This is a genomic window from Nocardia terrae (assembly GCF_009760405.1).
GTDB lineage: Bacteria > Actinomycetota > Actinomycetes > Mycobacteriales > Mycobacteriaceae > Nocardia > Nocardia terrae.
This window is the reverse complement of sequence record NZ_WRPP01000003.1, coordinates 166326-184269: the sequence shown is the minus strand read 5'-3', so window position 1 is coordinate 184269 and position 17944 is coordinate 166326. Positions and strand designations below refer to the sequence as shown.

Sequence of the window (17944 nt, the reverse complement as noted above, 5' to 3'; positions counted from 1 at the left end):
GAGAGTTGTTCACACCGCTCGCAGGCGGGTGCGGGAGGCGTAGACGTGTTCGGCGATCAAGGTCGCGATGCGGTCGGGGGCCTCCAGCATCGGCACGTGGCCGACATCGTGCACCAGGATGCGGTCCGCGGATTCCGGGAGTTCCTCCAGGAAGCGGCGGGCGTAGGCCCGGTTCGGGATGACCCGGTCGTGCTCGCACATGAGCAGGCGTACGGGCGTTCTCATCGTGGACAGGTCCTCGAGCGCCGGGAAGCGCAGACCGCTGACCAGCATCGGCAGCATGGCCGTGCAGTGCATGGCCGACGAGATCGCCGCTTCGATGCCGTGCCGCGGCACCGCGGAGATGTTCTTGCTGAGCACCATCGCGACCGCCTGGCGGGCCAGGCCGCTGAAGGCGATCGACCGCGGCAGCCGTTTGCCGATCTCCACGAACGGCACCAGCGACAAGAACTTCAATCCCACGCGAAGCTGCAGCATGGAGGGTGTTTGCCAGCCTCCGGCCGGGGCGATAGCGGTGAGGGTGCGGGCCCGGCCGCGGCGCGCCAGTTCGAAGCCGACCCAGCCGCCGAGCGAATTGCCCGCGATATGGCAGGTGCGCCAGCCCATCTCGTCGAGCTGGTCTTCGATCCGGTCGGCAAGGGCACTGATATCGAGATACCAGCCGTCGAAATCCGGTCCGCCCCAATGCCCGGCGAAGGCCGGAGCGAACACTTCGCAATGGCCCGCCATCCGTTGCGCGACCTGCTCCCAGCAATGCGGGGACATCATGAATCCGTGCAACAGGAGCAGTGGTTCACCGGAGCCGGTGTGGAGCGCGCGGATGGGCGCGGGCGGGGCGGTGGGCTTGGTGGTGCCTGACGTCATCGTCGTCACCCCTTCCTGGACCTCGATGTCCGTGAAGAGAGTCGGTAAGCCGCATTGTACGGTCGTGAAGTGGCGAAAATCATCAGTACGTGCAACGTGAACGGAGTGCGTGCCGCGTCGGGCAAGGGACTGCTCGAGTGGCTGGCCGCTACCGAGGCCGATATCGTCTGCCTGCAGGAGACTCGGGCGACCGATGAGCAAACGCGTAGCGCGCTAGCGCCCGCGCTGGACGCCGGCTGGTTCCTCAGCCATGCCGAGCCCGGCCTCAAGGGCCGGGCGGGCGTGGCCATCCTGTCCCGGAAAGAACCCGACGCCGTGCGCGTCGGCGTCGGCCTGCTCGCGGACGGAACCTGGACTCCCGTCGAGGAATTCGCCACCCTGGGCCGCTATATCGAGGCCGACTTCGACGACCTCACCATCGCCAGTGTCTATGTCCACACCGGCGAGGCCGACACCCCGATGCAGGACGAGAAGTACCGCTTCCTCGATGCCATCGGCGCGCGCATGCTCGCCCACCCCGGCGAGTTCGTGATCATGGGCGACTGGAATATCGGCCACACCGAACTCGACATCAAGAACTGGAAGGGCAACGTCAAGAACGCGGGCTTCCTGCCGGACGAACGCGCCTGGGTGTCGTCGATGATCGCGGCGGGCTACCGCGATGTGGTGCGTGACCTGCACCCCGGTGTGCCCGGCCCGTACTCCTGGCACTCCTACCGCGGCCGCGCCTTCGACAATGACGCCGGTTGGCGCATCGACTATCAGCTGGCCCGCGGCGATATCGCGGCCCGCGCCAAGCAGGCGGTCGTGGAGAAGGCCGCCACCTACGCCGAGCGCTGGTCCGACCACGCGCCGGTGACGGTGCAGTACCGATGACCCTGTCCAAGAAGACCCGCGCCTGGCTGACGCTGGGCGCGGCGGTGCTGGTGCTGCTCATCGCTTTCGTCGCCACCAAAGCCAACGACCATCGGGACGGCAACAGCGCCAAGGCCGTTGCCACCTCCTCGGTCAAGGTCACCGCGAAGCCCGGACCCGGCGGGGCGGCGCAGCAGTCCGCGCCGCCGTCGAAGGTGGCCGGGGTGCCCGACCAGGCCTACAAGACGCTGGTCGAGATCGATGCCGGGCGCTGGCCGGGGTCGGCCAATTCGCCGGGCACGCACGGCGGCGACACCTGGAACAATCGCGATGGCAGCCTGCCGCGCAAGGATTCGTCGGGCAAGGCCATCAGCTATCAGGAATGGGACGTGAATCCCAAGCAGCCCGGGCAGACCCGCGATGCCGAGCGCATCATCACCGGAAGCGACGGGTCCGCGTATTACACGGGCGACCACTACAAAACCTTCACGAGGATGCGCTGAGATGACCGAGCCGATGCCGCTGTCGCAGTTCCTCTCCGCCCCGGCCGACGATGTCACCCAGCGCCGGGCCGACGTCCCGGTGCTGGGTGTGCTGCCCATCGGCGCGGCCGAATTCTCCGGCGTCCGTTACCGGATTCCGGAGGGCTATCTCTCCCGCGAGGTGCGCGGGCGCAAGATGCGTACGGTCGCCGAGCTTTTCGACGAGTTCGCGGCCGCGTTCCAATTCCCCTACTACTTCGGGGAGAACAAGGACGCCTTCGACGAATGCCTGCGGGACCTCGATGAATTCGTCGAGGCGGCAATGGGTTACGTGGTGGTCGTGCGCAATGCGGCGCTCATGCTCGATCGGGAGCCGGGGGAGCGGGCCTGGTTCGCCGAGGCCATGACCGATGCCGCGGCGAGCTGGGACAAGCGCGGCATCCCCTTCCGGGTGGTGTTGCAGGACGCCACCCCGCCCGGATTGCCGGTCGTACCCCTCACTTTGGACCCCGAAACGCGGAAGATGTGATTCACCGGAGTTTCTCCAGCAGTTAACCTGCGGTCGAACCAACATGTCACAGACACTGCAAAGGTCTCGCTATGCGTAAACGAAGCAGGGCGGCCGCCGCGTTCGCCGCGTTGGTCGCGCTGAGCGCCTCCGCGTGCTCGTCGTCGTCCGACAAGGCCGGTGCGGATGCCGACACCACGACCCCGATCAAGCACGTGGTGGTGATCTTCCAGGAGAACGTCTCCTTCGATCACTACTTCGGCACCTACCCGAACGCGGCCAACACCGACGGCACCAAGTTCACCGCCGCGGCGAACACGCCGAAGGTGGACGGCCTCACGCCGGACCTGCTCACCAAGAACCCGAACAAGGCCCAGCCCGTGCGCCTCGGCGGCCCGGATCAGCAGATCACCTGCGACCAGGACCACGAGTACAAGGACGAGCAGCTCGCCCTCAACGGCGGCAAGATGGACCAGTTCGTCGAGCACACCAACGTGTCGGAGGGCAAGTCCTGCAAGCCGCCGACCTACGGCCCGCAGGGCCTGGTGATGGGCTACTACGACGGCAATTCGGTGACCGCGATGTGGAACTACGCGCAGCACTACGCCATGAGCGACAACTCGTGGACCAGCACGTTCGGCCCGTCCGCGGTCGGTGCGCTGAACCTGGTCGCGGGCCAGACCCACGGTGTGACAAAGCAGTTCATGCCCGCGGGCAAGCCGTTCCCGTCCGACAACGTGGTCGACAACACCCTGATCAACGACGCGCAGCCGTATGGCGACGACTGCTCCGACCGTGACCAGGTGCAGATGAGCGGCCAGAACATCGGTGACCTGCTGAACAAGAAGAACATCAGCTGGGGCTGGTTCGAGGGCGGTTTCAAGCCGACCGACACCAAGGACGGCAAGGCTGTCTGCGGCGCCACCCACAATGTCGGAGTCGCGCTCGGTGGCACCGGCAAGACCGGTGACAAGGCGTGGTCGACCAAGGGCGACTACATCCCGCACCACGAGCCGTTCCAGTACTACCCGTCGACGGCCAACCCGCACCACCTGCCGCCGACCTCGGTCGACAAGATCGGTCACGACGATCAGGCCAATCACCAGTACGACCTGAGCGACTTCTGGGCCGCCGCGGACAAGGGCAACATGCCCGCCGTCAGCTACCTCAAGGCCGCGGGCTACCAGGACGGCCACGCCGCCTACTCGGACCCGCTGGACGAGCAGCAGTTCCTCGTGGAGACCATGAACCACCTGCAGAAACTGCCGGAGTGGAAGGACACCGCGGTCGTCATCGCCTACGACGACTCCGACGGCTGGTACGACCACGTGGCCCCGAAGCTGGTCATGAACTCCGCCTCCGAGCAGGACGGCTACAGCGGTCCCGGCGCCTGCGGTGACGCCAAGGCGAATCCGGCCAAGTACCAGGGTCGTTGCGGCTACGGCCAGCGCGTGCCGCTGCTGGTCGTCTCGCCCTACGCCAAGGCCAACTTCGTCGACCACGGCGTGACCGATCAGGCTTCGGTGCTGAAGTTCATCGAGGACAACTGGAAGACCGGCCGTATCGGCGACGACTCCTTCGACGAGAAGGCCGGCACCCTGGACGCCATGTTCGACTTCAAGGCGACCGCGCAGCCCGCGCTGCAGCTCGACCCGAAGACCGGCGCCGCGAGCTGATTCCGTTTCACGAGCCGCCCGGCCTTTCTTCGGAAAGGCCGGGCGGTTTTGTATTTGAGAGAGGCCGCTTACCCCTATAGTCGGCGACAGTGTGTCAAGTGAGTGGGGTAGGCGTTGATCGATCGTCGAAAAGTGTTGCGGGACGCGGCGATTCTCATCGCGGCGGGCGCCGCGGCGGCCTGCGCGGCACCGCGGGCGGCGGTGCGGACCGCGGCCTCGGGGACCATCGCCTGGGAGCATCCGGTCGACGGCGGCATCCGGGGAGTGCGGTACGGGACCGGCACGGTCATGGTCGAAACCGACGCGGGGCTGACCGGGTTGGAAGGCAGAACCGGGCGCGAACTGTGGCGGCTGCCGATCGCGACCCCGGGAATCGGCCGTCGGTCCTGCACCTGGGACCACGCCTTCGTGGTCTGCGGGACCGAACCCGACGCACCCGTGCAGCGCGCCGTGGCGGTGGATTCGGTGTCGGGGGAACGGAAGTGGGTCTTCGACGCACCCGAGGGCGTCACCCTCGCCGGTGTGTTCGGAGTCCGGGACGGGGTGCTGTACGCGGTCGCGTCCGGTCCCGGCAACGGCACGCGGGAAGCGTGGGCCGTGGACACGCGGACCAGAACCGTGCGATGGCAGGTGCCCTGCGACGCGGAGGGACTGTACGTTCCCGACGCCGGATCGCTCGTCTACAGCCAGAGTCCCGGCAGCGGCGGCGATCTCACGGCCCTCGATGCCGGGACCGGCGCCACCGTCTGGTCCCGCGCCGGTGATTCGAGCGTGTCCGCCACCACCATCGAATCCGGACTGGTCGGCGGAGCCGTGCTGGCCACCGACGGAGCGCACGTCATCTCCGGCCTGGACCCGAACACCGGTGCGGCCCTGTGGAACACGCCCGCCCTGAGCTATCCGGCCGACACCCTGTTCGGCGCGGGCGACACCTACTACCTGTGTGACGGCTCGAAGCTGCACGCCATGCGCCCCGGCGGGGACGTCGCGCCGCTGTGGAGTCTCACCGTGTCCGACCGGGACAAAGAGTTCAAAGCGGGCGGTTATGCGGTGACCGGTGCGGTCTACCTACTGGCCGCCGGAGCCCTGCGCGCCATCGACCCGCACACCAGCAAGGTCCGCTGGATGCGGGCGATTCCGGACGTGGACGGCGCCACGGTGCCCTTCGCCGTGGGCGACACCCACTGCTATGTCGAATCCGGTGACGGCGCCGCGCTGCTCGCCGTGGAACGCTGAGACGCCCCGATCTCCCGGGCCAGATCCTCGCCCAGCAGCACGAAGACGTCGGTGGTGGCGTCGATGAGTTCGTCGCGGGTCATGGGCAGGTCGCCCTGCAGCCACGCGGTGAGGGTCTGCACCAGTCCGCCGACCAGATAGGTTGCGCGGAAACCGATCACGGGGCTCGGCTCGGCCTCGGTGAGGCCGTAGAAGTCGATGCCCTCGGCGGCAACGAGATTCGCGAAGGCCTTGATGGTATGGGTTGTGCGGGTGCGTAGTTCGGGGGTGGCTGAGCTGATCAGCAGGGCGACCCGGGCCTTGCGGGGATCCTCGGTGAGGACGCCGATGCCGGCGGTGATGGCGGCGTGGGCCTTGGTCCGCGGGTCGTCGGCGGCGGTGGTGACGGCCGCGAGCAGCGCGGCGGCCAGTTCCTCGGCGATGGTGTCGAACAGCGCCGACAGCACGGCGTCGCGGCCGTCGAAGTTCTCGTAGTAGTAGCGCTCGTTGAGGCTCGCGCCCGAGCACAGCGCGGAGACGGTGAGCTTGTCGATGCCCTGGGCACCGAGGATGTCGAGGGCGGCGTCGAGCAGGGCGGCGCGGCGCTGTGTGCGGCGCTCGTCGGCGGACACGCCGCCGTAGGTCCGTTGCCCGGTCACGAACCGATTCTGGCACGGCCGCGATTCTGGTAGTAGGTCTTGCCAGAATCCGCGATCTGGGGGACTCTGTTTCCAGATGCGGTGGTACGCGTCACATAACCCGGGAGGCAACGATGCCTGCACGCGCGGCCCGTTCTGGCTATTCGGCAGCTCAGAGCGGCTATTTCTCCGACGACTCGATGATCCGCCGGGTCATGCGCAAGCGCGCGGTCGGACTCACCTACGGCCAGCGGGCCCTGGTGATCGGGGCGGTGCATCCGCTGCTCTATGTCGGAACCGCCGAGAACACGCAGCATCGGACCACCCCCTACACCCGGCTCGCGCTCACCGGCCGGCTGTTCGAGGCCGTCTCCCTCGGCACCCGGGACGAGGCCGATCGCGCCCGGGCCTTCACCCGCAAGCGGCACGCCCCCGTCGACGGGGTGCTGCCCGAGAACGCGGGCGCGGCGAACCCGGCGGGCACCCACTACTCCGCCGACGACCCGCACCTGATGTTCATGACCATGGCCTTCACCTTCGACTCCGCCGAGGTCATGCACGATCTGCTGGTCCGCCGCCTCACCCCGACCGAACGCGAAGGGCTGTACCAGGATTACGTGCGCTGGGGCGAACTGTTCGGCATGCCGCGCAGCGCCGCGCCCTACACCTACCGCGAGTTCCGTGATTACTTCGACGGCTACCTGGCCTCGGACGAGCCCTTCCTCACCGACGAGGCCAGACTGGTCGGCTCGTATCTCATGGGCCAGCGCGTCGCCCACCCGCTCCCGATGCCCGTGCAGCAGGCCCTGACCGGCTTCTCCCTGCTGGTCCAGGGCAGCCTGCCCAAGCGCATCCGCGACATGTACGAGCTGCGCTGGGGCCTGCGCGAGGAGGCCGCCTACCGCGGCCTGGCCCGCGCCATCCGCACCGCCCACCTCTCCCCGCCGCTGGTCGGCAACCCGCTCGCGACCCCCATGACCGGCCCCAGCTACCCCCTCTACAAGCTGGTCACCCGCCGCGAACAACAGCTGGTCGGCTCCGGCCGCCCCAGCATGCCGGGCGTGGATCCGCTCAACTGGGTGGATCGCAATTCGGCCTAGCCGACATGCGAAGATCAGGGCATGTCGAGTCCTGAGCCGACCGCTGAGCGTAAGCAGCGGGTACTGTCCGGAATCCAGCCCACCAGCGATTCCTTCCACCTCGGCAACTACCTTGGCGCGCTGCAGTATTGGGTGGGTCTGCAGGAGGACTACGACGCCTTCTACTTCATCCCGGACCTGCACGCCATCACCGTGCCGCAGGACCCCAAGGAGCTGCGCAAGCGGACCCGGGTCTCGGCCGCCCAGCTGCTGGCTCTGGGCCTGGACCCCAAGAAGTCCACGCTGTTCGTGCAGTCCCAGGTGCCAGAGCACGCCGAGTTGGCGTGGGTGCTGAACTGCATCACCGGCTTCGGCGAGGCCAGCCGGATGACCCAGTTCAAGGACAAGTCGGTCAAGCAGGGCGCGGACAACGCGACCGTGGGCCTGTTCACCTACCCGGTGCTGATGGCCGCCGACATCCTGCTCTACCGCGCCCAGCTGGTGCCGGTCGGCGAGGACCAGCGTCAGCACCTGGAGCTGACCCGAAACCTGGCGCAGCGGTTCAACACTCGCTACAAGAAGACCTTCGTGGTGCCCGAGCCGCACATCGTGACCGGCACCGCCAAGATCTACGACCTGCAGGATCCGACCTCGAAGATGAGCAAGTCCGCCACCAGCGACGCCGGCCTGCTCAACCTGCTCGACGACCCCAAGGTCTCGGCCAAGAAGATCCGCTCCGCGGTCACCGACACCGAGCGCGAGATCCGCTACGACCCGGAGACCAAGGCGGGCGTCAGCAACCTGCTCGTCATCCTGAGCTCGCTCACCGGCACGCCGGTGGTCACGCTGGAACAGGACTACGTCGGCAAGGGCTACGGTGATTTGAAGTCCGACACCGCCGACGCGCTGGTCGAGTTCGTCACCCCGCTGCGGACGAAGGTGCAAGAATACATGTCTGACCAGGGTGAACTCGATCGTGTCCTCGCCGCCGGAGCCGAGCGGGCGCGGGAGGTCGCCGGGAAGACTCTCGCGCAGGTGTACGACCGGGTGGGCTTCCTCGCTCGCTGACCCGGTAGCCGCGCGTGACGAGCGTGCGGAGGTGGGTGGCGGTGTTCGGGAAGGTCGTCGGAAACGTCAAGGCCTGGATCGAAGGGCAGATCCAGCGCCGCCCCTGGCTGGATCATGTGGTGCGGGCCGGCGGGCGCTATCAGCGCCAGCGCGGTGACTACTACGCCGCGGGCATCACCTACTTCACCGTCCTGGCGCTGTTTCCGCTGCTGATGGTGGGTTTCGCGGTGGCGGGCTTCGTGCTGTCGCGAAACCCGCAGCTGCTCACCGAGATCCAGAACAAGATCGTGGAGAACATTCCGGGCTCGGCGGGCGGTCAGATCAACGATCTGATCCACCAGGCGGTGGAGTCGCGCGCGGGCGTGGGCACCATCGGTCTGGTCACCGGCCTGTACGCCGGGCTCGGCTGGATCGCCAACCTGCGCGCCGCGCTCACCGAGCAGTGGGACCAGCCGTTCAAGGAGCGGAACTGGTTCGTCACCAAGGGCTCCGACCTGCTGGCCATGATCGGGTTGTTCGTGGCCATCAATGTCTCGATCGGACTGTCCGTGGTGGCCTCCAGCGGCCTGATCACCACGGCGCTGAACCGCTTGCACGTCCACGAGACGACGTGGGCGAAGGTACTCCTCGCGGTCGCGGCACTGCTGCTGGCCATCCTGGCCAACTGGGCCGTGTTCGTGTGGATCATCGCGCGCATGCCGCGCTACCCGGTGACCTTCCGCAGCGCGGCGCGGGCGGCGCTGATCGCGGCGATCATCTTCGAGGTCTTCAAACAGCTGGCCTCGATCCTGCTGAAATCGGTGATCAACGGTCCCGCCGGCGCGGTCTTCGGGCCCATCATCGGCCTGATGGTCTTCAGCTACTTCACCGCCCGCATCATTCTCTTCGCCACCGCCTGGGCCGCGACCGCCTCGGAAAACGAAGTCCCCGCGGATATTCCGCCCCCGGCCCCGGCCGTCATCCGGCCGCGCTCGACCATGGCCGAATTCTCGGCGGGCACCGGCGCGGCCCTGTTCGGTGCGGGAGCCCTTGCGGCGACGGCGCTTTCGCTGTTGCGCCGCCGCCGATAGCAGGTCAGCGGCGACGGCTCAGGCGGCGCGCACCCAGCAGCAGCGCCACCACCAGGATCACGCCGCCGACCATGAGGGTGGTCCGCAGGCTGTCGTTCTTCGACGCCGGACTCGAATCCGCCGAGGGCTCCGCGTCCGTGCTCGCCGCCGGCGGACTGGCCAGTGCCACAGACGAAGTGGGCGTCTTGGCCGACTCGTCCGGCATGGTCCCGACGCTCGCACCGGCGGGCAGCGCGAAGGCGTAGTCGAGCAGCTTGGCCGCCTGCTCCCACGGCCGGAACGGTCGCACGTCCGCCTTCAGCAGCGTCACCACATACCGATGCCCGTTGCGCGCGGCGGCCGCCACGAAGGTCTGCCGGGCGTCGTCGGTGTAGCCGGTCTTACCGCCGATCGCGCCGTCGTACTCGTAGAGCAGGTGGTTGTCGTTGGCGATGGGGAAGCCCGGATGATCCTTGTCGTCGGGGTTCTTCGGATCCGCCGGGAAGCCGGGGAAGTCCACCTGCTCGGTGTGGATGAGCTCCGCGAACAGCGGCAGCGTCATGGCGTGCCGGAACAGCAGCGCCAGATCGTAGGCCGAGATGCTCATGCCAGGACCATCCAGCCCGGACGGGGTGGCGGCACGAGTGTCCAACGCCTGCAACTTCTTCGCGAGCGCGTTCATCTTCGCGACCGTGGCGTCCATCCCGCCCAGCTGGGTCGCGATGGCGTGCGCGGCGTCGTTTCCGGAAGCCATGATCAGTGCCTGGAACAGTTGCTTGTTGGTGTACTGCCCGCCCGCTCCGATCCCGACCCTGGTCCCGTCGGCATTGGCGTCGTCCTGGGTGCCGATCACCGTCTTGTTCAGGTCCAGCGCCGGGATCGCGACCGACGCCAGCAGCACCTTGATGGTGGAGGCCGGTCGATACCGCCCGTGTGGATCCTTGGCGGCGATCACCTTTCCGGTATCGAGATCGGCCACCTCCCACGCGGTGGCCGAAATCCCCTCCGGTAGCGCACCGGCGCCCGACGGGAGAATCACCCCGCAGCCGCCCAACTGCTTGCCCCCGACCGGCGAATCCGGAATCGGCAGGGCCGCCGGGGCGGTGGTCCCTGGCTCGGGCACCTCGGAGGTGTCGATGGGCGGGGGCGGCGCGGTCTTGTTCGGGCAGCTGTCGGTATTGGGCGTCGTGAACGGCGTTGTCGTCGTGGACGGTTGGGCCGTCGCCGTACTCGACAGCGGTCCGAAGGCCGCACCGGAGAATGCGGCCAGGCTCGCCGCCATCGCCGCGGCGGCGAATAGGGTGTACCTGCGGTTACTCATCGCGCCCGACTCTAACGCCGACCCGTCGCCCCGGCGCGGGATGACCCGCAGAGCGGTTGCGGTCGTGTCGTGGCGCATCGGAGATGTGGTGCCGCGAACGCGAAGGAACCCCGATCGTGTGAGACGAGGGATCGGGGCCCGGGGTGGCAAACGCGTTGGGGGAGTCGCTAGTTCGCGGAGTGCTGCACCGGGCAGCCGTGCGCCAGCGGGCCGAGCAGCTTGTTGTTGTCGTAGAAGTGCTCGAGTTCGAGGATGCGCAGGTCCTCGGAGACCTTGGCGATGGTGATGCCGGTCATCTCGATCAGTTCGCCGGTGGGCTGGTGGCCCTTGTACTCACCCTCGTAGCGGCCCCAGTGGCGCCACTTGAAGGTGACGGTCGGCGGGCCGGCCAGCACCTCGAGCACCTCCCAGAAGAAGCCGCCCGGGAACGCGGTGTGGAAGATCTTGTGCGAGGACTCGAAGTTCTCGCCCTCCACGTCGTAGAAGGGGTTCTCGCCGATCAGGATGTTGTAGGACCCGATGCGCGCGAACTCCTCGGCGTCCTGCCACTGGCCGCCGTTCACCCGGCCGCGGTAGTGCTCGGCCACGAGCGAGACCCATTTGGCCGGATCCTTCTTGTGCGAGACCTCCATCTCGAAGACCTTCACGAGCTCTTCGACGATGTGCTCCAAGGAATCCGGCGCGTGCTGGGTGGTGCGCTCGACCGGAATCACTTCCTTGCTCAGGTGGTAGTCGGGCGCGCCCTCGCGCCAGTCCTCCGGCGCGGCGGCGGCTATCACGGCGTCGCGGCCCTGCAGGTGCAAGGGCGTCTCGACGGATTCGGTTGCTTGCTCGGTCATTTCGTGCCTCACGTGTCCAGACCCGTTGGGGGGTCGCAGATCTCAAAACGGACCGGATGACCGTAACAGTCCGGGGACTTCATGTCGCAGCAAGCATCGGCGTCCATGACACGACAAGAATTGACAGTCTCTCCAAAATGAGAGACTCTCTCATTATCGAGAACCTCTCAAATGATTGGACCTGTCATGAAAGCTCAGGGAGTGCGCCGCTGGCTGGCGCTGGGAGCCCTGGCCGTGGCCATGCTGACCATCGGACTCGACGTCACCGTGCTCACCGTCGCGCTGCCCACCCTCGCGGTCGACCTGCACGCCGATACCTCCGCGCTGCAGTGGTTCAGCAGCGCCTACACCCTGGCCCTGGCCGCCTTCATGCTCCCGGCGGGAGCCCTCGGCGACCGGTACGGCCGCAAGAAGTTCCTGCTCGCGGCGCTGCTGCTGTTCGGCGTGGCCTCCGCGGCGTGTGCCTTTGCCACCTCCTCGGGGGAGCTGATCGCGGCCCGTACCGTGCTCGGTGCGGCCGCCGCGGTCATGATTCCGCTCTCCATGGCGGTACTGCCCACCCTCTTCCCGGGCAAGGACGAGCAGCAGCGCGCGCTCACCATCTGGGTCACCTCGACCGCCATCGGACTGCCCCTGGGGCCGATCGTGGGTGGCTGGCTGTTGCAGAACTACTGGTGGGGCTCGGTGTTCCTGCTCAATGTGCCGCTGGTGATCGTCGGTGCGCTTGCGGTGGCCCTGCTGGTGCCGGAATCCAAGAGCGAGAACGTCTTCCGCATCGATCTTCCCGGTGCGTTGCTGGCTGCGGCCGGAATGCTCGGCATCACTTACGGTTTCATTCGCTGCGGACAGCAGGGCTGGGGCGACGCTCTCGCGTGGACCGCGATCGTCGCGGGCGCTGTACTGGGCGGGGTGTTCGTACTCTGGCAGCGCCGCGCCGCGCATCCGCTGGTCGACCTCGGCCTGTTCGGTGAGTCCGGATTCCTTTGGGGCACAGTCTTCATGGTGCTCGCGAACTTCGCGATGTTCGGCCTGTTCTTCACCATGCCGCAGTACTTCCAGGCGGTGCTCGGCGCCGATGCCCTGGGCAGCGGCCTGCGGCTGCTCCCTCTCATCGGCGGACTCCTCATCGGCACCCGGTTGGTCGACAAGCTGTTGCCGAAGTTCGGTGCGCGGGTGGCGCTGGTGGCCGGATTCGTCCTGCTCGGGGTGGGTATCGGTATGGGGGCCGTGATCACCGTGGGCACCGGTTACGGATTCGTGGCCGGATCGCTGGTGGTGATCGGCGCCGGAATGGGATTCGTCCTCCCGTCGGCCATGGGGGCCGCCATGGGGGACCTCACCGCCGAGCGGGCGGGCTCCGGATCGGCGCTGCTGCAAGCACTCCGGCAGGCGGGCGGCACCATTGGCGTCGCCATCCTGGGCACCGTCCTGTCCACGCAGTACCGCTCGAGCCTCGGCGAGCTGAACCGCGCACCCGTCTCCGACGGCGTGAACGCCGGTGTCGGCGCGGCCCGCAAGCTCGGTGACCCGGCCCTGCTGGCCCACGTGCAGAGCGCCTTCGTGGACGGCATGAGCGCCATGCTGTGGGTCTGCACCGGCATCTGCGCGGTCGCCGCGGTGCTGGCGGTCCTCGTCATCCGTGGCAAGGGACCTGTCGTGGCCGCCGATCTCGATGCGGGACAATCGGTCCATGTCGGCTGAGATCGCCTCCGAGACGCCTCCGGCCCCGGTGAAGACCGCGGCCGGAGGCGGTCTGCGCGAACGCAAGAAGGAACGCACCCGCCGCACCATTCGGATGGAGGCGTTCCGGCTGTTCCGGGAGCAGGGCTACACCGAGACCACGGTCGAGCAGATCGCCGCGGCCGCCGACATCTCGCCCAGCACGTTCTTCCGCTACTTCCCGTCCAAGGAACAGGTCGCGATGGCCGACGACCTGGACCCGTTCATGATCGCGTCGTTCGAGTCCCAGCCCGCGGAACTGTCGGTGCTGGCGGCCTTCAAGAAGTCCACCGTGGAGTCGTTCGCCGCCCTCAGCCCCGAGGACCGGGAGTTCGAGAAGCAGCGGGTGGAGCTGTTGTCCACGGTGCCGGAGCTGCGCGGCGCGGTGGCGCGGGAATTGGAGCGCAGCAACGAGATGATCGCGGAGCTCGTCGCGCGCCGAACCGGGCGCTCGCCCGGCGATTTCGAGGTGCGCATCTTCGCCGGGGCGCTGAGCGGAGCGATGCTGAGCTTCATCGACCGCGAAACCTTCGGCCCGGACCAGATCGTCCGGGTCCTCGAGTTCCTCGAAGCCGGCATGCCCCTCTGACGATCGGATCAGGGTGTGGCTTCATCGCTTTCGTGTTTCGGCGCGAGCGGCAGGACCACACTCGTCGGCCACGGAAAGGTCCGCACGGTCACGGCGGCGTACGCGTTGGCCGGGGGCCGGGTGCGGGACCGGGTGAGCAGCCGCCGGATCTCGGCATCGGTGGGCGGCTCTTCCCCTCGATACCAGTCCTCGACCTCCTCGAGCATGTCCGGTGCGGCCAGGCACACGATCCTGTCCGGAACCCCGGCGAGCGCGTCGAGCGCCGGACGGGCGGCGACGGGCGTGGCCAGCACGACCCGAACCGCGCCGCGCGCGTAGGCCGCGTCGACGGCCGCGCGAACGGTGTCCGCTTCGATCACGGCATCCTGCACGAGTATGGCGGTGCATCCGAACAACGCGACGCGCGGCCGGAAGCGGCGGAGATATCGGAGGCTGCCGAGCAGCCGGTTCCGCTCCGCGATCATCACGTCGAGCGGAACATGCAGGGCGGCAGCGATTTCGGCGGCGACGGCGACGCCGCCAGGCGGCATGCCGAGCAGGACGACGTCGGGACCTCGGAAGGCCCGCAGCCGGTGCGCGAGCGCCCGGCCCGCCTCGCGGCGATCGGTGACGGTCACGACGATCGCCTCTTGATGAGGGTGAGCATCGCGAGTTCGGTGTCGCGGATGAGCGTGTCCAAGTCCTCGAGTACTCCGCCGACGGCGGCGCCCGCGGCGCGGATGTCATCCGGTGTGCTGTGGTGACCGTCGAAAATCGCACGGAGGACCTGTAATTGCAGGCCCGCCTCGAACAGGTGCCTAACCAATCGTTCGCTGTAGTGCTCGAACGATTCGGAGTCCCCGGGCGTATCCACGATGGTGAGTGCCGGCGGAATGTGAGACGGATCCGGAGTGCCGGTGATCGCGGGTGATGCGGAAATCGGGCGCGCAGGGACTACCATTCGACCCTCCCTGGGTCATCGGTGGATCCTGAGCCGCGCTTCGGGACTCGGGGAGAACCTCGATCCGATTATACGTGCCCGCGATTTGCGTCGGTCCCGGTTGGTTCGTCGAAATGTGTTGTGCCGACCGCTGCCCCGGTCAGTCGGCGAATGAGCTCGGCGGCCACGGTCGTGGTGTCGGCCCCGCGGTCGCGGGCGATGGTCCGGAGTGCGTCCAGCGCGTCCTCGCGGCCGAATCGGCGTCGCTCCATGAGGATTCCCACTGCTTGATCGACCGCCGATCGCGAGGCCAGCGTGTGTCGCAGGTCTTCGGTGTGCGCCTCGCGGGCGGCGAGATCGATCCGGAACGACAGCAGCGTGGCGAGATGATCCGCGGTCAGGACGACCAGCGGGCGGGCCCGCTCGTCGAGCCCGCCGGGCCGTGCCGGGCGGACGAGCAGCGTGCCGACCGATCCGGTCGGGGTGCGCAGGGGCTCATGGTGTACGGCGGGCCCCTCCTCGAAGGTCTGTTCCCGCAGTCGATCCGAGGAACCGGTCGCGACGAAAACCGTCCGGTCGCTTACCCAGTTGACGACGACACCGACCTGCGGTTCGCCCGGCAGTATCCGCGACACGACGGCAGCGGCATCGCGTGCGGCCGCTTCGACGTTCTCGGCCGACAGCACGCGGGATGTCAGTTCGGCCAGTCCGACCGCGAGATCGAGGCGGCCGTCGGCGTCACGCGACATGGGGCCCCGTTCCGCTCCCGCGCCGCTCTCGCCAGATCAGCGATCTCGCGGCCGCGTCGGCCAATACCACCAGTAGTGTCTCATTGTCTTCCATTGGGGGATAGGGCTTTTCGTAGTAACACGACAGCACGCCGACAACCGGGCCGGTCGGTGTGATCAGTGGGATCGACCGCACGGACCGCACCCGGGCCTCGAGCACCACCTCCCGGCTCGGCGCGTCGAACACGGTGCTGTGCTCCACATCGGGGACGAACACGGACGCGCCGCCGGTGGCCGCCGCCCACGCTGTACCGCTCGCGGCCTCGATCCGGTCGAAGAACGTGAGGAACGGACCGTCGAACCCGCGTTGGGCCGCCATCCGCAGTTCGCTCCGCTCGGGGTCGTACAGGTGAATGGTGCCCATGTCGGCGTGCGAGTGCTCCACCGCCGTGTCCAGCAGCCTCGTCAGCATCGTCTGCCGGTCGGCGCCCGCGAGGAAGTAGGGGTCCAGCACCTCGAGATCGGGGTAATGCGTCCGCTCGGGTACGAGCAGGTCGCTGATCGTGCGCTCGGTGTCGGCGACCTCGGCATCGATCCGATGCTGATGCATCCGCTGTTGTTCCGAGGCGAGGATGTTCACCGCCTCGGAATGCCTACGCGCCGCCCGCTGCTCCGCCCGCACCGCGAAACGGTGCATCCGCGACAGCGGCTGCGCGGTCGGCGCTCGCCGAAGCCGGTTGTTCAAGTGGACAGGAGCCGCCATGGGGCTCAGGTTAGGTTGACGTCCCGCCGCGGGTCAGGGCCATTCGACCGGTATTCGGTCACTTCGTCGTCCAAGGCGGCGATGATCTCCGCGGCGAGCTCATGGACTTTCACATTGCGGCGATTGGAGAGGCGGCGCAGGGTGTCGAAGGCCACGTCGCGGTCACAGCGCCGGCGTGCCATCACGATTCCCAGCGCCTGATCTATGACGGCGCGTGAGGACAGCGCCGCGTGCAATTGTCCGGCCACCGTGATCTGCTTGGCGCGTTCGGCCACCACGCCCAGCAGCACACCGAGGTGATCGGCGATCAGCGCCGACCGCTGGCGCAGGTCCTCGCCGAACGCGTGGGCCCGGGGCGAGCACAGGCCGAGCGCGCCGACGACCCGCTGGTCCGCGAGCAGTGGCCGCCCCTCGAAGGATCCGATGCCGTGGGCGGACCGTGCCTCCGGATGCCGGGCCCGGGATGTCGGCGCTCGCAGGTCGGGCACCGACAGTGGCCGACCGGTCTCGATGGTTTCGCGGCAGAGCGACACGACATCATCGAGTCGTACCCGTTCGCCCGATATCCCTTGCACACCATCGCATCCCAGACCCGAGACCTCGAGTACCAGGCAGACCCCGGGTTCGCCCACCAGCATTCCGGAGATGATCGCGGGCAGTTCCCGCGCGCCCGCCCCCGCATCCGGCGACAGCAGTGCCGCGGTGAGCGTCGTCAGCCCTTCGGGCAGGCCGGCCGTCATTACAGGTCATCGCCTTCGAGCAACCGGTCGGCGATCCACGCCAGTGAGGTGCCCTCGGCGAAGGCGCGGGCGCGCAGCAGCGCTCGCGCCTCGTCGAGATCGCAACCGCGGCGTGCCGCGATCACCCCGATCGCCTGGTTCACCGCGCTCGGGTAGTCCGCGTCGTCGAACAGCGTGCCGCGCAGCGTGAATCCGTCGCCCTGGCCGTCCTGCTCCGCGAGCAGAACGGTGCTGGTGAGGGCATCCGCCACCCGGCCCGCGCCGACCAGCGCGCCGGGCTTCGCATCCGCACGGTGCGAATAAGCGCAGAGCGCGCCGAGCCGCCGCGACTGCGCGCGCAGTGGGACGGCGAGCACAGTGCGAATACCCAGATTCCCTATCGCCGAGGCGAATACGGGCCACCGGCCGAGCACCTCCGGGCCGGTGGCGACGACCTCCTCCGCACCGGAAGCGATGTCCAGGGCGGGACCGTCGCCGATCACCGTCTCCGCTTCGCGGACCGCGCGGGCGATGTCGTCCGAGACAGCGCTCAGCAACTCGTGTCGCGCGTCGTCGAACAGCACGACGGCAGCGCTGTCCATTCCCAGCTGATCGGCGACGGCGTTCATGAACACCGGGCGCCGCCCGGTGGCATCGACATCGCGCCACCGCAGCAGACGTTCGAGGTGCAGCCGATACAACCGGGCGCAGGAACGATGCCGCTCCTCCTGATCCCGGTGCAGCGTGACCATCCGCACCCGGAAGTCGTGCATGGATTCGGGCGGGCGATCCAGCTGCAGTTCGTATCTGCGCGCGACGGAAGCGCTGGCGGCCGCGCGCTCGAGTTCCAGGTCGTACTGTTTCAGAGCATTGGCGATCGCCTCGAACGCGTCAGATAGCGGCGACACGAACC

At 68.1% G+C, this 17944-nt stretch carries 20 protein-coding genes; 10 read left to right on the top strand and 10 right to left on the bottom strand.

All coding sequences use genetic code 11. The features are described 5' to 3' along the window. Positions 1–9 precede the first annotated feature (9 nt). A complete protein-coding gene (locus tag GPX89_RS16315) occupies positions 10–864 on the bottom strand; it encodes an alpha/beta fold hydrolase (protein ID WP_157388430.1) in 855 nt (284 codons plus the stop codon). A gap of 69 nt (positions 865–933) precedes the next feature. Here GPX89_RS16315 and GPX89_RS16310 point away from each other — a divergent pair, with 69 nt between their 5' ends. The 5 genes from GPX89_RS16310 to GPX89_RS16290 all read left to right on the top strand — a co-directional run bounded on the left by GPX89_RS16310 (position 934) and on the right by GPX89_RS16290 (position 5621). After that, positions 934–1740 (top strand): exodeoxyribonuclease III, encoded by an 807-nt coding sequence (locus GPX89_RS16310; protein ID WP_328601902.1) that lies wholly within the window; start codon positions 934–936, stop codon positions 1738–1740. Further along, entirely contained in the window at positions 1737–2222 is a 486-nt protein-coding gene (locus GPX89_RS16305) for a ribonuclease domain-containing protein (protein WP_157388428.1), read from the top strand. The genes GPX89_RS16310 and GPX89_RS16305 overlap by 4 nt, the downstream gene beginning before the upstream one ends. Before the next feature lies 1 nt (position 2223). Next, positions 2224–2730, top strand: coding sequence for a barstar family protein (locus tag GPX89_RS16300; RefSeq protein WP_157388427.1), 507 nt, complete (start codon positions 2224–2226; stop codon positions 2728–2730). Positions 2731–2801: 71 nt separating this feature from the next. Next, positions 2802–4385 (top strand): phospholipase C, encoded by a 1584-nt coding sequence (locus GPX89_RS16295; RefSeq protein WP_157388426.1) that lies wholly within the window; start codon positions 2802–2804, stop codon positions 4383–4385. 132 nt (positions 4386–4517) lie between these two features. Then, positions 4518–5621 carry an outer membrane protein assembly factor BamB family protein gene (locus GPX89_RS16290; RefSeq protein ID WP_157388425.1) on the top strand — a complete coding sequence of 368 codons (1104 nt, stop codon included), beginning with the start codon at positions 4518–4520 and terminating at the stop codon, positions 5619–5621. Here the strand turns inward: GPX89_RS16290 and GPX89_RS16285 are convergent. Next, positions 5573–6259 carry a TetR/AcrR family transcriptional regulator gene (locus GPX89_RS16285; protein WP_328601901.1) on the bottom strand — a complete coding sequence of 229 codons (687 nt, stop codon included), beginning with the start codon at positions 6257–6259 and terminating at the stop codon, positions 5573–5575. The two genes, GPX89_RS16290 and GPX89_RS16285, sit on opposite strands and share 49 nt — an antisense overlap. A gap of 113 nt (positions 6260–6372) precedes the next feature. On the opposite strand from GPX89_RS16285, the gene GPX89_RS16280 reads away from it, so the two are divergent. From GPX89_RS16280 to yhjD, 3 genes are read left to right on the top strand one after another with little or no spacing between them, the layout of a single operon-like run. Next, on the top strand, positions 6373–7338 hold the full coding sequence (locus GPX89_RS16280; RefSeq protein ID WP_157388424.1) for an oxygenase MpaB family protein: 966 nt from the start codon (positions 6373–6375) through the stop codon (positions 7336–7338). A 21-nt stretch (positions 7339–7359) separates the two neighbouring features. Next, positions 7360–8385, top strand: a complete 1026-nt coding sequence (gene trpS, locus GPX89_RS16275) for a tryptophan--tRNA ligase (protein WP_157388423.1) — start codon at positions 7360–7362, stop codon at positions 8383–8385. A gap of 41 nt (positions 8386–8426) precedes the next feature. Then, positions 8427–9455, top strand: coding sequence for an inner membrane protein YhjD (gene yhjD, locus GPX89_RS16270; protein ID WP_328601900.1), 1029 nt, complete (start codon positions 8427–8429; stop codon positions 9453–9455). Positions 9456–9459: 4 nt separating this feature from the next. Here the strand turns inward: yhjD and GPX89_RS16265 are convergent, their stop codons facing one another. Further along, positions 9460–10755 (bottom strand): D-alanyl-D-alanine carboxypeptidase family protein, encoded by a 1296-nt coding sequence (locus tag GPX89_RS16265; RefSeq protein WP_157388422.1) that lies wholly within the window; start codon positions 10753–10755, stop codon positions 9460–9462. Positions 10756–10922: 167 nt separating this feature from the next. Further along, positions 10923–11594, bottom strand: a complete 672-nt coding sequence (locus GPX89_RS16260) for a nuclear transport factor 2 family protein (protein ID WP_157388421.1) — start codon at positions 11592–11594, stop codon at positions 10923–10925. 186 nt (positions 11595–11780) lie between these two features. Between GPX89_RS16260 and GPX89_RS16255 the strand changes: the two genes are divergently transcribed. Both GPX89_RS16255 and GPX89_RS16250 read left to right on the top strand, forming a co-directional pair. After that, the gene (locus GPX89_RS16255) at positions 11781–13295 is read left to right on the top strand and encodes an MFS transporter (protein WP_157388420.1); all 1515 of its coding nucleotides are present in this window, start codon (positions 11781–11783) and stop codon (positions 13293–13295) included. After that, positions 13285–13902, top strand: a complete 618-nt coding sequence (locus GPX89_RS16250) for an acyl-CoA-like ligand-binding transcription factor (RefSeq protein ID WP_235947454.1) — start codon at positions 13285–13287, stop codon at positions 13900–13902. Before GPX89_RS16255 ends, GPX89_RS16250 begins: the two co-directional genes overlap by 11 nt. A gap of 8 nt (positions 13903–13910) precedes the next feature. On the opposite strand, the gene GPX89_RS16245 is transcribed toward GPX89_RS16250, so the two are convergent. The 6 genes from GPX89_RS16245 to GPX89_RS16220 all read right to left on the bottom strand — a co-directional run bounded on the left by GPX89_RS16245 (position 13911) and on the right by GPX89_RS16220 (position 17939). Continuing rightward, on the bottom strand, positions 13911–14519 hold the full coding sequence (locus GPX89_RS16245) for a phosphoribosyltransferase family protein (protein ID WP_157388418.1): 609 nt from the start codon (positions 14517–14519) through the stop codon (positions 13911–13913). Next, positions 14516–14842, bottom strand: a complete 327-nt coding sequence (locus tag GPX89_RS16240; protein ID WP_157388417.1) for a hypothetical protein — start codon at positions 14840–14842, stop codon at positions 14516–14518. The genes GPX89_RS16245 and GPX89_RS16240 overlap by 4 nt, the downstream gene beginning before the upstream one ends. A gap of 68 nt (positions 14843–14910) precedes the next feature. Further along, a complete protein-coding gene (locus tag GPX89_RS16235) occupies positions 14911–15570 on the bottom strand; it encodes an ANTAR domain-containing protein (RefSeq protein WP_157388416.1) in 660 nt (219 codons plus the stop codon). Next, the gene (locus GPX89_RS16230; RefSeq protein ID WP_157388415.1) at positions 15560–16312 is read right to left on the bottom strand and encodes a GAF domain-containing protein; all 753 of its coding nucleotides are present in this window, start codon (positions 16310–16312) and stop codon (positions 15560–15562) included. Before GPX89_RS16230 ends, GPX89_RS16235 begins: the two co-directional genes overlap by 11 nt. Positions 16313–16317: 5 nt before the next feature. After that, positions 16318–17052, bottom strand: coding sequence for a GAF and ANTAR domain-containing protein (locus GPX89_RS16225; protein ID WP_157388414.1), 735 nt, complete (start codon positions 17050–17052; stop codon positions 16318–16320). After that, positions 17052–17939, bottom strand: coding sequence for a GAF and ANTAR domain-containing protein (locus GPX89_RS16220; protein WP_157388413.1), 888 nt, complete (start codon positions 17937–17939; stop codon positions 17052–17054). Before GPX89_RS16220 ends, GPX89_RS16225 begins: the two co-directional genes overlap by 1 nt. Positions 17940–17944 lie beyond the last annotated feature (5 nt).

What these genes read in the sequence shown, in the direction of transcription:
- GPX89_RS16315 (WP_157388430.1), bottom strand. Translation starts at nt 864, where the DNA reads ATGACGTCAGGCACCACCAAGCCCACCGCCCCGCCCGCGCCCATCCGC.
- GPX89_RS16305 (WP_157388428.1), top strand. Translation starts at nt 1,737, where the DNA reads ATGACCCTGTCCAAGAAGACCCGCGCCTGGCTGACGCTGGGCGCGGCG.
- GPX89_RS16300 (WP_157388427.1), top strand. Translation starts at nt 2,224, where the DNA reads ATGACCGAGCCGATGCCGCTGTCGCAGTTCCTCTCCGCCCCGGCCGAC.
- GPX89_RS16295 (WP_157388426.1), top strand. Translation starts at nt 2,802, where the DNA reads ATGCGTAAACGAAGCAGGGCGGCCGCCGCGTTCGCCGCGTTGGTCGCG.
- GPX89_RS16280 (WP_157388424.1), top strand. Translation starts at nt 6,373, where the DNA reads ATGCCTGCACGCGCGGCCCGTTCTGGCTATTCGGCAGCTCAGAGCGGC.
- trpS (WP_157388423.1), top strand. Translation starts at nt 7,360, where the DNA reads ATGTCGAGTCCTGAGCCGACCGCTGAGCGTAAGCAGCGGGTACTGTCC.
- GPX89_RS16265 (WP_157388422.1), bottom strand. Translation starts at nt 10,755, where the DNA reads ATGAGTAACCGCAGGTACACCCTATTCGCCGCCGCGGCGATGGCGGCG.
- GPX89_RS16260 (WP_157388421.1), bottom strand. Translation starts at nt 11,594, where the DNA reads ATGACCGAGCAAGCAACCGAATCCGTCGAGACGCCCTTGCACCTGCAG.
- GPX89_RS16255 (WP_157388420.1), top strand. Translation starts at nt 11,781, where the DNA reads ATGAAAGCTCAGGGAGTGCGCCGCTGGCTGGCGCTGGGAGCCCTGGCC.
- GPX89_RS16250 (WP_235947454.1), top strand. Translation starts at nt 13,285, where the DNA reads ATGTCGGCTGAGATCGCCTCCGAGACGCCTCCGGCCCCGGTGAAGACC.
- GPX89_RS16240 (WP_157388417.1), bottom strand. Translation starts at nt 14,842, where the DNA reads ATGGTAGTCCCTGCGCGCCCGATTTCCGCATCACCCGCGATCACCGGC.
- GPX89_RS16235 (WP_157388416.1), bottom strand. Translation starts at nt 15,570, where the DNA reads ATGTCGCGTGACGCCGACGGCCGCCTCGATCTCGCGGTCGGACTGGCC.
- GPX89_RS16230 (WP_157388415.1), bottom strand. Translation starts at nt 16,312, where the DNA reads ATGGCGGCTCCTGTCCACTTGAACAACCGGCTTCGGCGAGCGCCGACC.
- GPX89_RS16225 (WP_157388414.1), bottom strand. Translation starts at nt 17,052, where the DNA reads ATGACGGCCGGCCTGCCCGAAGGGCTGACGACGCTCACCGCGGCACTG.